Genomic DNA, 12,861 nt, shown 5'->3' with positions numbered 1-12,861 from the left:
TTCACTTCGGAGGAGGGGCGTGTGGATGGAAGAGGGGGCTGGCGCACCGTGGAGGTGTCATCCGATCGCGGAATCGTGAAGCACGCGGCGGGTGCGCGTGGCGACCGGGAGAGGGTGGTCCAGGGCGCAGGGGTACATGTCCTGCTCGACGATGACGAAGGTGTCGTCGGGCAGGTGTGCCAGTCCTTCGCCGATCTCCTGGAGGCTGGGGACTCCCTGAGGGGGCTCGCACATGACGCCGAGCTGGACGGCCTTCGCGAAGGGCAACTGCTGCCGGTCGGCCCTGCCGAGTATCTGCGGGTCGACCTGCTTGAGATGGACGTACCAGATGCGTTCGGCGAACTCGCGCATGAGCCGGCGGGTGTCCCCGTGCCGGTAGGCGACGTGTCCGGTGTCGAGGCAGAGGCCGACGAACCCGGGGTCGGTGTCGGCGAGGAACGCTGCTATCTGTTCGTCGGTCTCCACATGGGTTTCCGCGTGCGGATGGAAGACGAACCGGGTTCCGGTCTCCTCGTAGAGCGCGCGGGCGAGTTCGGTGGCCCCTTCCACGAGTGCCCGTCGGCCGTCGGCATCGAGCTCACTTGGTTCGAGCAGGGCGCCGTTGTGGAGGTCGCGGTACATGGCGGGCAGGAAGACGACGTACCGCGCTTCCTGGCTGGCGGCGAGGCGACCGACCTGGAGCAGTTCCTTGCGGATGTTCTCGTGGGCCTCCCGCAGGTGCAGGGGGCCGCCGGCGGTTGCGCCGGACAGTCTCAGGTTGCGGCGGCCGAGCTCCTCGCGGAGCACCTCCGGGTCGGTGGGGAGGAAACCGTAGGGGCCCAGCTCCAGCCAGCTGTACCCGGCGAGCGCGAGTTCGTCCAGGAAACGCGTCCAGGTCGTCTGGTGGGGGTCCTCGGGAAACCACACACCCCATGAATCGGGGGCGCTTCCGATGCGGGTGCGAGAGTTCATCGGTGTCACCTCGTGTGAAGGGGGAAGGTTTCGCCGGGAGGCTGTTTCGCCCGGCGAAAGGCGCGGCGGTGTTGTTGGCGGAACCGCAGGCGCGGCGGGCGGTACCGCTCAGTCGGGGGGAGTTCGTCCTTGTCAGGAGCTGACGGTGGCCGCAGTGGTGTCGTGGCCGGGTGGGGCCGGGATGGTGAGGGTGAAGGCGTCTTGGAAGGCGTCGAGGGCGGCGTCGGAGTCGTCGCGGGCCCAGCCTTCGAGGCCGATGACGCCGGTGTAGCCGAGGGCGTGAAGGGCGCGGGCGACGGCCGGGTAGTGGATCTCGCCGGTGCCCGGTTCGCAGCGTCCGGGGACGTCGGCGACCTGGATCTCACCGATGTACGGCAGCGCCAGCTCGCAGAGTTCGACGAGGTTTCCCTCGCCGATCTGGGCGTGGTAGAGGTCCAGGTTCATGCGCAGGTACGGGCTGTCCACGGCGCGTACGAGGGCCAGGGTGTCGGCGGCGCGGGCGAAGGGGGTGCCCGGGTGGTCGACGGCCAGGTTGAGGTTTTCCAGGGTGAAGACCCGGCCCGCGGCTTCGCCGAGTTCCGCGACGCGCCGTAGCGTGTCGGCGGCCGTGAGCCACATGTGGGGCGTGACGACCTCGATGGGGCGGACGGGAAGGCCCTTGTCGTCGAGGCCGGTGCCGTGCAGGTTCAGCCTCGGGCAGTTGATGCGGCTCGCGGCTTCCAGGGAGGTGGCGGCCGAGGTGAGCAGGGCGTCGATGCCGTCGGGGTCGGTGAGGTTGCCGGTGAGGTAGCCGGTCATGGAGGAGAAGGTGGCGCCGGTGGCGGCCAGGGCGTCGAGGTCCTTGGCCGACCAGTCCCAGATCTCCACCTGGAAGCCGCGCTCGGCGATCCGGGTCACGCGCTCGGTGAACGGCCGGTCACGGTAGAGCATTTCGGCGCTGGCCGCGAGGACGAAGGGGGACGGGCCGGACGTGGTCGGGGTCATGCGGTCACCTCGGCGATCGTGACGGGGCGGTCGGTCTCCACGCTGCGGATCGCCGCGAGGGCGATGGACAGGGCGCGGCGGGCGTCGTGGCCGGTGACGGCGGCGGGGTTCTTGTGGCGGACGGCGTCGGCGAAGGCGGTCAGTTCGCCGACGTATGCCGCGTGCAGCAGGTCGGTGTCACGGCGGGCGGTGTCGATGTGGATGCCCTGGGCGCCGTAGAAGGTCATGTTCGTGGTGCGGGCGTCGCCGGCGGTGACCATGCCTTCCGAGCCGAACACCTCGGCGCGTACGTCGTAGCCGTACAGCGCGCAGAAGGAGGCTTCGGCGGTGGCGATGGCGCCGTTGTCGAAGCGGACGGTCACCACCGCGGTGTCCAGGTGGCCCTGGTCCTTGGCGTCGGGGCGGACCAGCGCGTCGGCGGTGGCGTGGACGCTGAGCGGTTCGGCGCCGGGGTTGAGCCAGCACAGGGTGTCGAAGTCGTGGATGAGGGTTTCCAGGAAGATCGTCCACTGCGGGATGCGCGCCGGGTCAGCGGTGAAGGGGCCCGGGTCGCGGGTGAGCGAGCGCAGCAGCTGCGGGGTGCCGATCCGCTGCTCGTCGATCGCGGCGCGGGCGGCGGCGAAGCCGGGGGCGAAGCGCCGGTTGAAGCCGACCTGGAGTACGACGCCGGCCTGTTCCGCAGCGGCGATGGCCCGGTCGGCATCCGCCAGGGTCACCGCCATCGGCTTCTCGACGAAGATGTGCTTGCCGGCCTCGGCCGCCGCGACGACCAGCTCGGTATGGGCGCGCGCCGGTGCGGTGATCAGCACGCCGTCGATGTCGTCGCGGCCGAGGACCTCGATCACGTCGGTGGTGGCCTGCGGCGCGCCCAGTTCGGCGGCGAGGCGTTCGGCGGCGCCGGGAACCGGGTCGCTGACCGCGGCCAGGGCGGTGCCGGGGATGTGGCGGGCGACTATCGCGGCGTGATTCGACCCGATGCGGCCTGCGCCGATCGTGGCGAACCGCAGTGTGTGCGGGACGGGCCGGTTGCGGCCGGGGGAATTGTCAGCGACGACCATGTCGGGGCTCCCAGAAACTAGTACGTTCTAGGCGGGAAGGTAGAGCGCGCACCGGGAATCGGTCAAGGGGTCGATATGCTCGGCCGGAGGCCGCCCGAATGGGCGACGAAGCCGCATTCGACCAGGTTGGGGAGTGGTGACGTGACCGAGTTGGGCGACGGCGACGCTCGCGACAGCGTCGAACAAACGCCCCCTGCGCCTGTCGCCGACGCCGGCTCCGCACGCAGAGGACGCCCGACCATGGCCGACGTGGCACGAGCCGCAGGCATCTCCACCGCTCTGGTCTCGATCGTGATCCGCGGAGTCCCCGGCGCCAGTGACGAGACCCGGCAGCGCGTTCTGCGGATCGCCGACGAGTTGGGTTACGTCCCTGATCAGCGTGCCCAGAAACTCCGCCGGTCCAGCTCGCGGGTGCTCGGTGTCGTCTTCGAGCTCCAGCAGCCTTTCCACGGCGATCTCGTGGAGCACATCTACGCCGCCGCCGCACGGCATCGCTACGAAGCGGTGATCAGTGCGGTGGCCCCCAGCCGCAGCGAGTCCACGGCGCTCAACGCCTTGATGCGAGAGCGCTGCGAGGCTGGGATTCTGCTCGGCAGCCGCCTGACCACCGAAGAACTCGAACGTCTGGCCCTGCGGCTGCCCACCCTCCTCGTCGCCCGCCACAGTGATGTACCGAGCGTGGGTGCCGTCCGCGGCGACGACTCATTGGGCATCAGGCTCGCGGTCGACCATCTCGTGGGCCTTGGCCACCGTCGGATCGCGCACATCGACGGCGCCGGAGCCCCGGGCAGCTCCGACCGCCGCCTCGGCTTCCTGCAGGGCATGGCGGATCACGGGCTGGGAGACTTCGCCGACGTGCTCGCGGGCGGACTCACCGAGGAGGCCGGGGCGGAAGGCATGAACTACCTGCTGGCTCGTCAAGTGCCACCACCCACGGCCGTCATCGCCTTCAACGACCGGACGGCCACGGGTGTCCTGGACGTCCTCGCACATCAGGGCCGTGCTGTGCCCGGAGACATGTCCGTGGTCGGCTACGACGACTCACGGCTGGCGAAGATGCCACACGTGCGGATGACCACCGTCTCCCAGGATGCGCCCCGCATGGCGGACGCCGCGGTGACCGCGGCGCTGGACCTCATCGCGGGTGGTACTCCGCAGGAGGTCGTCCTCACACCCCGCCTGGTGGAGCGGGCGACCACCGGCCCGGCGCCGCGCTGACCCGTGGCTTCGGCGCTCGTTCGAGGAAATTCTTCGATGCTAATGTCTTGACATTCTTTAGAACGTACTAGTTGTCTATCGGTACCCCCGGTCATCGGAGCTCGGACGACTTCAGTGCATGTGCGGGTCCCCTTGCTCCGGCTTCGGGTGGGCTGTAGCGAGCGATCGTTGGGGTGGGCGATCAGTCGAGGGTGCATTCATGTCGAAACGCTTCTATAACGCTCCAGGCCGGATGCCTTGACGTGACTCCCGAAGCCTGGCGTACTGACCACACCTTCTAGAACGTACTAGATGCAGGCGAACGCCAATGCCTGCCTTGTCGGCGCATGTCGGGATGACCTTCCGGCATCTGTCGGCAGAGCCACTCCCGTCGGTCACCGTGACTACGGCAATCAGGCACGTATCCGACGATCGGATGTCGGCCTCTGGATCCTCCGGATCCTCCGGATCCTTGGGATCTGCAACTTCCGTCTCCCCTGTCGCACAGCGAGGTGCACGAAACATGGAACGCTTTTCTCACTCACGCTCCCGCAGACTGGTCCCGCTCGTGGCCGTGGCGGCTGCGGCAGCTCTGACCGTCGCCGGCTGTTCCAGTAGTTCCGGGGGCAAGAAGTCCGAGGACAACGGTGCGGTGGCCTCCGCGGGGAAGGCGAGCACTCCCCGCATGACCGTGGCGATGGTCACCCACCAGGCCCCCGGTGACACCTTCTGGGACATCGTCCGCAAGGGTGCCGAAGCGGCGGCGGCCAAGGACAACATCAAGCTGATCTACTCCGCCGACCCGAACGCGGGCAACCAGTCCAACCTGGTGCAGAACGCGATCGACCAGAAGGTCGACGGCATCGCGGTCACCCTCGCCAAGCCGGACGCCCTCAAGACCGTCGTCGGCAAGGCGGTGTCGGCGGGCATCCCCGTTGTGGGCCTCAACGCCGGTCTGAGCGAGTGGAAGAAACTCGGCATGCTGGAGTACTTCGGCCAGGACGAGACGGTGGCCGGCGAGGCGTTCGGCAAGAAGCTGAACGAGACCGGTGCCAAGAACGTCGCCTGTGTCATTCAGGAACAGGGCAACGTCGCCCTCACCCAGCGCTGCGACGGCGTCAAGAAGACCTTCTCCGGCAAGGTGCAGACCCTCTACGTCAACGGCACCGACATGCCGTCGGTGCAGTCGACCATCACGGCCAAGCTCAAGCAGGACTCCTCCATCGACCAGGTGGTCACCCTCGCTGCCCCGATCGCACTCACCGCGGTGCAGTCGGTGTCCGACGCGGGCACCAAGGCGAAGGTCGCCACCTTCGACCTCAACAAGGAGCTTGTGTCCGCCATCCAGAAGGGCACCATCGAGTTCGCCGTCGACCAGCAGCCCTTCCTGCAGGGCTACCTGGCGGTCGACTCGCTGTGGCTCTACAAGAACAACGGCAACTACAGCGGCGGCGGTGAGCAGCCGGTGCTGACCGGCCCGGCCTTCGTCGACGAGTCCAACGTCGACAAGGTCGCCGCGTTCGCCGCGAAGGGCACCCGGTGATGAGCATGACCCAACAGGCTGCGCCGGCGGTGGCGACACCGCCGGCCTCCGGCCCCGGCAAGGAGAAGGACGGGCGGACCGCCGAGCGCCCCTTGGCGCTGCGGTTGTTGGCCCGGCCCGAGGTGGGTGTCTTCCTCGGTGCGGTGGCCGTGTACGTGTTCTTCCTGATCTCGGCGCCACCCGTACGTGACGGCAGTTCGATGGCGAACATCCTGTATCAGTCGTCGACCATCGGGATCATGGCGCTGCCGGTGGCGCTGTTGATGATCGGCGGCGAGTTCGACCTCTCGGCAGGCGTTGGCGTGATCACCTCGGCGCTGACCGCGAGCATGCTCGCCTACCAGTTGAGCATGAATGTCTGGGTCGGTGTGTTCGTCGCCCTGCTCGTATCGCTGGCGGTCGGCTTCTTCAATGGCTGGCTGGTCGTCAAGACCGGACTGCCCAGCTTCCTGGTCACCCTGGGCACCTTCCTGATCCTCCAGGGCGTGAACCTGGCGGTGACCAAGCTGGTCACCGGGAACGTCGCCACCGACGACATCAGCAACATGGACGGCTTCGACCAGGCCAGGAAGATCTTCGCCTCGACTGTCGACGTCGGCGGCGTCCAGGTGAAGATCACCGTGTTCTACTGGCTGATCTTCGCCGCCATCGCCACCTGGGTGCTGCTGCGCACCAAGTACGGCAACTGGATCTTCGCGGTCGGCGGCAACAAGGACTCCGCCCGCGCCGTCGGCGTCCCGGTGGCGTTCACGAAGATCTCTCTGTTCATGCTGGTCGGCGTCGGCGCCTGGTTCGTCGGCATGCACCAGCTGTTCTCCTTCAACACCGTGCAGTCCGGCGAGGGCGTGGGCCAGGAGCTGCTCTACATCTCCGCGGCCGTCATCGGCGGCTGCCTCCTGACCGGTGGCGCCGGCTCGGCGATCGGTCCCGTCTTCGGCGCCTTCATGTTCGGCATGGTCCAGCAGGGCATCGTCTACGCGGGCTGGAACCCCGACTGGTTCAAGGCCTTCCTCGGCGTGATGCTGCTCGGCGCCGTGATGATCAATCTGTGGGTCCAGCGGACCGCGACCCGGAGGTGACCACACACATGACAACGACCAACACCACCACACCAAGTGGGACGTCACCCGAGGACGCCACACTCCAGGACGGCCAGCCGGTGGTCGAGTTGAAGAACACCGGCAAGTCCTACGGCAACATCCGCGCCCTGCACGGCGTAAGCCTCAGGGTCCACCCTGGCCGGGTCACCTGCGTGCTCGGCGACAACGGTGCCGGCAAGTCGACCCTCATCAAGATCATCTCCGGGCTGCATCAGCACACCGAGGGCGAGTTCCTCGTCGATGACACCCCGGTGCGCTTCTCGACGCCACGCGAGGCCCTCGACCGCGGTATCGCCACGGTCTACCAGGACCTGGCGACCGTCCCCCTGATGCCGGTGTGGCGGAACTTCTTCCTCGGCTCCGAGTTGACCAAGGGCCCCTGGCCCGTGCGCCGGCTCGACATCGCGAAGATGAAGAAGACCGCGGACGAAGAGCTGCGCAACATGGGCATCGTCCTCGACGACCTGGACCAGCCCATCGGCACCCTCTCCGGCGGCCAGCGCCAGTGTGTCGCGATCGCCCGCGCCGTGTACTTCGGCGCCCGCGTCCTCATCCTGGACGAGCCGACCGCCGCCCTGGGTGTGAAGCAGTCCGGCGTGGTGCTGAAGTACATCGCCGCCGCGCGGGATCGCGGCCTGGGGGTCATCTTCATCACCCACAACCCCCACCACGCCTACATGGTCGGCGACCACTTCAGCGTGCTGCGCCTGGGCACCCTCGAACTCTCCGCCTCCCGCAGCGAGGTGAGCCTGGAGGAGCTGACCAACCACATGGCGGGCGGCACCGAACTTGCCGCGCTCAAGCACGAGTTGGCCCAGGTTCGCGGCGTCGACACCGAAGAACTCCCGGACGAGGAAGGCTTCACCGCACCCGTCGCCGCAACGGCTGAGAGGAACTCCTGAGTCGACTCCGGCAGGCGTCGCGCGAACCCTTCCCGTAGGCCAGGAACGGACTCGTCGGCACTTCGGCTCTGCGCACGGGGCCGCGGCGCATGCCAGTCGGTGAACGATGTCGGAAAGCCGTGTGCGGGAGAACCGCACGCACGGTCCGCACCGGCGGGGACTGGAAACGGAGCGAGAGCCGCCGCGCCGGTCCCCGACCTTGCTCAGTGACGAGGCGGTAGGTGCCGGGCGTGCCGACCGGCCGGGCGGGTTGTGCGCAGGCTGACGGTCACTTCCTGGACGCTGTGGTCGGACAGGCCGTGGGGGTCGCGGAACCGATACGAGTGGACGTGCGCGCCGGGTGTGGTCAGCAGCCAGTCGAGGCGCCACCATCGCATGCCGGGCCTGGGCTGCCATGAGGTGGGATACAGGCGGCCGGTCAGGCGGACGGCGTCCTTGCCCAGCCGTGCGATGCGGTGAGCGTCGCCGATGGCCGGGCTGGTGTTGAAGTCGCCCGCGATCAGCGCGGGCGTGCGGCAGTCGGCGACATCGGCTGCCAGGCCTTCGTACTCTTTCTTCCGGTCCGCGGCCCGTTGCCGTACCTGGCGGTAGAACTCGGCGCGCAGGGGGCTGATGAGGCGCAGCTGGACCGGGATGTGCACGTTGAAGGTGGAAAGCACACGGTGGTCGGGCAGTTGGAGGTCGACCCGGAGGGTACGGCGGGCGGCGGTCTCCACGACATCGGCGATCGGCAGCCGGGAGAGGGTGACCAGGCCGCGGGCGGTGGCGATCTGGTGTTCCGGGAAGGCGGCGCGCAGTCGTGGCTCGTCGTCGATGAGTTCGTAGGTGCCGTCGAAATGGTCGTGGCTGTATTCCTGCAGCAGGTAGACGTCGGCGTCGAGTTCGCGCAGGAACGTGTAGAACCGGTCGGGGTCGGTGTTCTGGCACCAGTGCTGGGTGTTCCAGGAGACCAGCCGTACCGCGTCCGCCGGGGACGTGGCGGTCCTGCCACGATGCAGGGCTTTCGGGGTGATTCCGGACTGGCGTGCGCCGGCGGCGAGGGCGGCGGCGCCGAGCGCGGCGGCGGTAAGGCCCGTACGGCCGCCTGCCAGCAGACCGAGCAGTGCGAGGAGCGCGGGTACGGCCACGAACAGCGGCGGCGGGATGAGCGAGGGCAGCAGCCAGACCCACCAGCGGCCGTTGAGCAGGAGGTGTGCCACGAGGAAGGCCGACCACACGAGGGCGGCACACAGGGCGACTTGGGCTGGCATCACTGAACGAATCTTCCTGGGTTCGCCGAGCTTCCGAAACAGGGTTTCACGGCCGTCGAGGGACGCCCCGATGCTGTAAAGGGCGCGGGTGCCGCGGTGGCCTTCGGGCCGGCGTTACCGGGTCAGGGCGGCCGTCCCCCTCGGGGCTGCGGCGAGTCACCTGATCCCGGCGAGCCGGCAGCACTGGTGGAGGCGTGGGTATTCCTCGACGAGGCTGTCACGCGTAGGTGGTTCTGCGACGGAGGTGCCCCGGACGGTGCCGGTGCGAGGGTTGGCACGGAGCATGGTCACGGTGTTGGCGAGGCCGAGTGCGCGACCGTAGTCGCCATGAGGGACCACGACGGGGACGCGTGGTGTTCCTGCGGTCATGACAAGCCGCACCCTCCGGACTGTTCCGGCGGTCAGGCGACGTAGCGCTGCAGCAGGAGGGCGGCGCCGAGGAGGACGGCCCAGAGCGCTGAGTTGACCCGGCTGACCGGGTCCTGGAAGAGCGTCTTGACCGGGCTCGCGCCGCCCTTCATGACGTACAGCACCTGGAGGTAGCGGGCGAGTCCGAAGAGGGCGCAGAACGTGGAGAGCAGAGCAGGCAGATGGGCGGAGCCGGCGAAGGCCGGGTTGTCGCCTATGAAAAGCATGTAGGAGACGGCGGTCAGTCCGGTGACCATGACGATCAGGTGGTCGACGAAGTCCAGGGTGTAGCCGCTCAGCGCGGGGCGGTGACTGCTTCCGGCGCTGAGGAGTTCGTGGCGTCGTTTGCCGAGGGAGAGCAGCAGGCAGACGGAGAAGACGCAGATGGCGAGCCATTGGGGCACGGGCTGTGAGAGGACGAGGCAGCCCTCGACGAAACGCAGGATGAAGCCGAACGCGACGATGAACGCGTCCAGCAGGGGGACGTGTTTGAGGCCGCGGCTGTAGGCGTAGTTGACGGCGAGGTAGAGGGCGGCCGGCCACCACACCGTGACGGGGCGGGTGGCGCAGGCGGCGATCAGGAGTGCGCCGAGAACGCCGACGAGGGTGAGGGCCTGTATGGTGCCGATCCGGCCGGAGGCCAGGGGGCGGTGGCGTTTGACGGGGTGGAGGCGGTCGCGTTCCCGGTCGGACAGGTCGTTGACGACGTAGACGATGGCGGACGCGAGGGTGAACACGCCGACGGCCCAGGCGATCCGGCCGAGCCCGGACACACACTCCAGTAGCGGGTGTCGAGCAGGGCCAGCGGGATCACCGCGAAGTTCTTGACCCACTGGCCGGGGCGGATGAGGGACAGCAGGTCGGCGAGCGCCCGGGGGCGCGGCGTGACCGTGGCCGCTGCCGGCGGCGTGGTGGTGCGGGTGGCCGCCGACGGGCCGGCCGCGGGGGCGGCCACCGGCACTGTGACGACGGCGCGGGGGGCCGTCGGCGGCCTGCCCGGGCCGGACAGACGGCACCGCCTGGGGGCCGGCGCGGGCCGGGCGGAGGACGGCGGGGTGGGCGGTGCGGGCGGTGCGTGCAGGACGGAGCTGTTCATGACTGTGGCTCCAAGGGGGTTCAGAAGAATACTTTGGCGAGGCCGAGCGCTCCCTGGCGCCAGGCGTCGCGGCTGGTCCGGCCGGTGCGGGGGGCGGTCGACGGACCCTGGGGGCGGCTGTGCCACCACTCGTAGGTGCTCAGAATGGCGTCCTGGTTGGACTGGTGGGGGGCGAAGCCGAGGCGTTCGCGGGCGCGGCTGATGTCGACGTAGGAGTCGTCGAGGAGTTTGTAGAGCAGCCGCCCGTACACCGGGGAGAGCCCGGTGCGCTCCAGGCCGCGCAGGACGGCCACCGTCGGCTTGGCGGGCAGTGACACCACACGCTTGCCATGTCCCGCGGCGTCCAGGACGGCCTGGAAGTCCTCGCGGATGGTGCCGAACTCGGCGGCGGCGAGATTGTAGACGTCGTTGGCGGTCTCGGGCGGCGCGTTCAGGGTGAGCACGACGGCATCGACCAGGTCGGCCATGCCGAACATCTGGATGCGCACGTCGCCCTTGCCCAGCACGGGGAAGTTGCGGCCTTCGTCGGCCCACTCGAAGAGCATCGAGAACAGGCCCATGCGGCCGGGCCCGAGGAAGGTCTTGGGACGCAGCACCGACAGGCACATCCCGCGGGTCCGGAACTGTTCGCAGATGACCTCGGCTTCGGCCTTGGCCCGGCTGTAGGGGTCGACGGGGGTGCGGGGGTATTCCTCGGGCGTGGGTACCAGCTTGGGCAGACCGTAGACGGCGGTGGAGGAGATGTGGATGACGCGGGCGACGCGGGCCGCTTCGGCCGCGGTCAGGACGCTGCGGGTGCCGTCCACCGTGATCGAACGGATCTGGTCGGCGGGGTAGCTGGGCAGCGCGGCCGCACTGTGGATCACGGCATCGGCACCGGCGAACGCGCGGGCGAGGGCAGCACCGTCACGGATGTCGGCGACCGTGTGCCGGGCACCGTCCGGCAGGGGAGAAACATCACGCACGTCGAGGCCGAGCACTTCGTGACCGTCCGCCGCCAGACGCGCGACCAGGTGCGAGCCGAGCATCCCGGCCGCGCCGGTGACGACTATTCGTAGGCCCATCGGGACACTGCCCTTTCTCTGATGAACGGGGTTCTGGCGAACGGGGCTCTGATGAACAGGGTGGACAGCCGGGTGGGATCCTTCGCCGGGGGTCCTTCGACGGGGCCCCGAAAGATCCCACCTCGGCCGGCCGGGCACACGCCCGGACTCACGGGTGTGGTGACGGCAAGGTTCGCCGGTCCACGCGACGGGTGGCGCCGCCGGGCCCGATCAGGCGGGCGGCGCGATCACTCGCCGCGTTCCGGGCCTGTCACCGGTGAGCCCGGTCTTCTTTCGTACTGATCCGTGGGCGGCCGTGCGTCTGGTTCAGACGGTCTTGATCGTGCCGCCGTCGATGACGTAGTTGGCGCCGGTGATGTTGCCGGCCACGTCGGACAGGAGGAACGCGACCAGGGTCGCGATTTCCTCGGGCTTGCTCATGCGGCCGGTCGCGACGTTCTGGGACGCCACGATCTGCTGGACGAACTCGGCGGTGCTCAGGCCGGATGCGGCGGCCATCTGGGCGGCCTGGCCGTCGGGGTCGTCGTAGACGGCGGTGTGGACCAGGCCGGGGGAGATGGTGTTCACGCGGACGCCGCGCGGGCCGAACTCCTCGGACAGGGCCTTGCCGAGCGCGGTGAGTGCCGCCTTGGCCGTGCTGTAGGGAGCCGGGGCGTTCGTGGGCAGCTGCGCGACGGTGGAGGAGATGTTGACGATCGCTCCGCGGCGCTCGATCAGGCTGGGCAGGGCCGCGCGCGTGGTCCGGACGGTGCTGAGCAGGTTGATGTCGAACGCGCTGGTCCACGCGGCGTCCTTGATGTCGAGGAAGGCGTAGGTCATGTCGTCGACGCCTCCGACGTTGTTCACCAGCAGGTCGATGCCGCCCAGCTCGGCCAGAGCGGCGTCGACGAGGGTGGAGACCCCTTCCGCGGTGCTCAGGTCGGCCGACACCGCGTGCGCGCCGGTCTCCTTCAGCTCGGGCGTGATGGTGCGGGCGGCGCCCACGACCCGGACGCCTTCGCCGATCAGGGTCCGGACGGTGGCGAGTCCGATGCCCTTGCTGGCGCCGGTGACGATGGCGGTCTTGCCAGTGAGGCGGAGATCCATGGCTTTCCATTTCATGAAATATGTGCAGAAACTATGTGTGGCGGGTTGCCTGGGTTGGGCTGCCTGAAGGCTGGGCACCGGATCCCCGGGGGGAAGGTCGCCGGGGATCCGGTGCGGTCGGGTGGTGTCAGTCGTCGACGGGGTGCCAGGTGGCCCAGTTGTCCTCGATGTGGACGCGGCCGAAGGGCTGGGGGAAGTGGACGGCGAAGCCGATGGTGTCGG

General features: G+C 68.9%; 11 protein-coding genes. 4 read left to right on the top strand and 7 right to left on the bottom strand.

What is annotated here, in order from left to right; all coding sequences use genetic code 11:
- Positions 1-57: 57 nt before the first annotated feature.
- From ACIQVL_RS50145 to ACIQVL_RS50135, 3 genes are all read right to left on the bottom strand, one after another.
- Entirely contained in the window at positions 58-951 is an 894-nt protein-coding gene (locus ACIQVL_RS50145; protein ID WP_403479105.1) for a TIM barrel protein, read from the bottom strand.
- A gap of 132 nt (positions 952-1,083) precedes the next feature.
- A complete protein-coding gene (locus ACIQVL_RS50140) occupies positions 1,084-1,935 on the bottom strand; it encodes a TIM barrel protein (protein WP_403479104.1) in 852 nt (283 codons plus the stop codon).
- Positions 1,932-2,993 (bottom strand): Gfo/Idh/MocA family oxidoreductase, encoded by a 1,062-nt coding sequence (locus ACIQVL_RS50135; protein WP_403479103.1) that lies wholly within the window; start codon positions 2,991-2,993, stop codon positions 1,932-1,934. Before ACIQVL_RS50135 ends, ACIQVL_RS50140 begins: the two co-directional genes overlap by 4 nt.
- 240 nt (positions 2,994-3,233) lie before the next feature.
- On the opposite strand from ACIQVL_RS50135, the gene ACIQVL_RS50130 reads away from it, so the two are divergent.
- The 4 genes from ACIQVL_RS50130 to ACIQVL_RS50115 all read left to right on the top strand — a co-directional run bounded on the left by ACIQVL_RS50130 (position 3,234) and on the right by ACIQVL_RS50115 (position 7,735).
- Complete coding sequence (locus ACIQVL_RS50130) at positions 3,234-4,211, top strand: LacI family DNA-binding transcriptional regulator (protein ID WP_403479102.1); 978 nt, start codon at positions 3,234-3,236, stop codon at positions 4,209-4,211.
- A gap of 502 nt (positions 4,212-4,713) precedes the next feature.
- Entirely contained in the window at positions 4,714-5,733 is a 1,020-nt protein-coding gene (locus tag ACIQVL_RS50125) for a sugar ABC transporter substrate-binding protein (RefSeq protein WP_403479101.1), read from the top strand.
- Entirely contained in the window at positions 5,733-6,812 is a 1,080-nt protein-coding gene (locus ACIQVL_RS50120) for an ABC transporter permease (protein ID WP_403479100.1), read from the top strand. The genes ACIQVL_RS50125 and ACIQVL_RS50120 overlap by 1 nt, the downstream gene beginning before the upstream one ends.
- An 8-nt stretch (positions 6,813-6,820) precedes the next feature.
- Entirely contained in the window at positions 6,821-7,735 is a 915-nt protein-coding gene (locus ACIQVL_RS50115) for an ATP-binding cassette domain-containing protein (RefSeq protein WP_403479099.1), read from the top strand.
- Positions 7,736-7,938: 203 nt separating this feature from the next.
- On the opposite strand, the gene ACIQVL_RS50110 is transcribed toward ACIQVL_RS50115, so the two are convergent.
- From ACIQVL_RS50110 to ACIQVL_RS50095, 4 genes are all read right to left on the bottom strand, one after another.
- Positions 7,939-8,985 (bottom strand): endonuclease/exonuclease/phosphatase family protein, encoded by a 1,047-nt coding sequence (locus ACIQVL_RS50110; protein ID WP_403479098.1) that lies wholly within the window; start codon positions 8,983-8,985, stop codon positions 7,939-7,941.
- 401 nt (positions 8,986-9,386) lie between these two features.
- Positions 9,387-10,166: a UbiA prenyltransferase family protein gene (locus ACIQVL_RS50105; RefSeq protein ID WP_403479097.1), complete on the bottom strand. Its 780-nt coding sequence runs from the start codon at positions 10,164-10,166 to the stop codon at positions 9,387-9,389.
- Positions 10,167-10,509: 343 nt separating this feature from the next.
- Positions 10,510-11,553 (bottom strand): NAD-dependent epimerase/dehydratase family protein, encoded by a 1,044-nt coding sequence (locus ACIQVL_RS50100; protein ID WP_403479096.1) that lies wholly within the window; start codon positions 11,551-11,553, stop codon positions 10,510-10,512.
- 306 nt (positions 11,554-11,859) lie between these two features.
- A complete protein-coding gene (locus ACIQVL_RS50095; RefSeq protein ID WP_403479095.1) occupies positions 11,860-12,639 on the bottom strand; it encodes an oxidoreductase in 780 nt (259 codons plus the stop codon).
- Positions 12,640-12,861 lie beyond the last annotated feature (222 nt).

This window comes from Streptomyces sp. NPDC090499, from assembly GCF_044769305.1.
Lineage (GTDB): Bacteria > Actinomycetota > Actinomycetes > Streptomycetales > Streptomycetaceae > Streptomyces.
Note: the sequence above shows the minus strand (reverse complement) of the source record. Positions and strands in the feature narration are given on the sequence as shown.

Excerpts from the sequence above, each read along its gene's own strand:
- ACIQVL_RS50135 (WP_403479103.1), bottom strand. The coding sequence starts at position 2,993 with ATGGTCGTCGCTGACAATTCCCCCGGCCGCAACCGGCCCGTCCCGCAC.
- ACIQVL_RS50130 (WP_403479102.1), top strand. The coding sequence starts at position 3,234 with ATGGCCGACGTGGCACGAGCCGCAGGCATCTCCACCGCTCTGGTCTCG.
- ACIQVL_RS50095 (WP_403479095.1), bottom strand. The coding sequence starts at position 12,639 with ATGGATCTCCGCCTCACTGGCAAGACCGCCATCGTCACCGGCGCCAGC.
- ACIQVL_RS50110 (WP_403479098.1), bottom strand. The coding sequence starts at position 8,985 with ATGCCAGCCCAAGTCGCCCTGTGTGCCGCCCTCGTGTGGTCGGCCTTC.
- ACIQVL_RS50115 (WP_403479099.1), top strand. The coding sequence starts at position 6,821 with ATGACAACGACCAACACCACCACACCAAGTGGGACGTCACCCGAGGAC.
- ACIQVL_RS50120 (WP_403479100.1), top strand. The coding sequence starts at position 5,733 with ATGAGCATGACCCAACAGGCTGCGCCGGCGGTGGCGACACCGCCGGCC.
- ACIQVL_RS50145 (WP_403479105.1), bottom strand. The coding sequence starts at position 951 with ATGAACTCTCGCACCCGCATCGGAAGCGCCCCCGATTCATGGGGTGTG.
- ACIQVL_RS50100 (WP_403479096.1), bottom strand. The coding sequence starts at position 11,553 with ATGGGCCTACGAATAGTCGTCACCGGCGCGGCCGGGATGCTCGGCTCG.
- ACIQVL_RS50140 (WP_403479104.1), bottom strand. The coding sequence starts at position 1,935 with ATGACCCCGACCACGTCCGGCCCGTCCCCCTTCGTCCTCGCGGCCAGC.
- ACIQVL_RS50125 (WP_403479101.1), top strand. The coding sequence starts at position 4,714 with ATGGAACGCTTTTCTCACTCACGCTCCCGCAGACTGGTCCCGCTCGTG.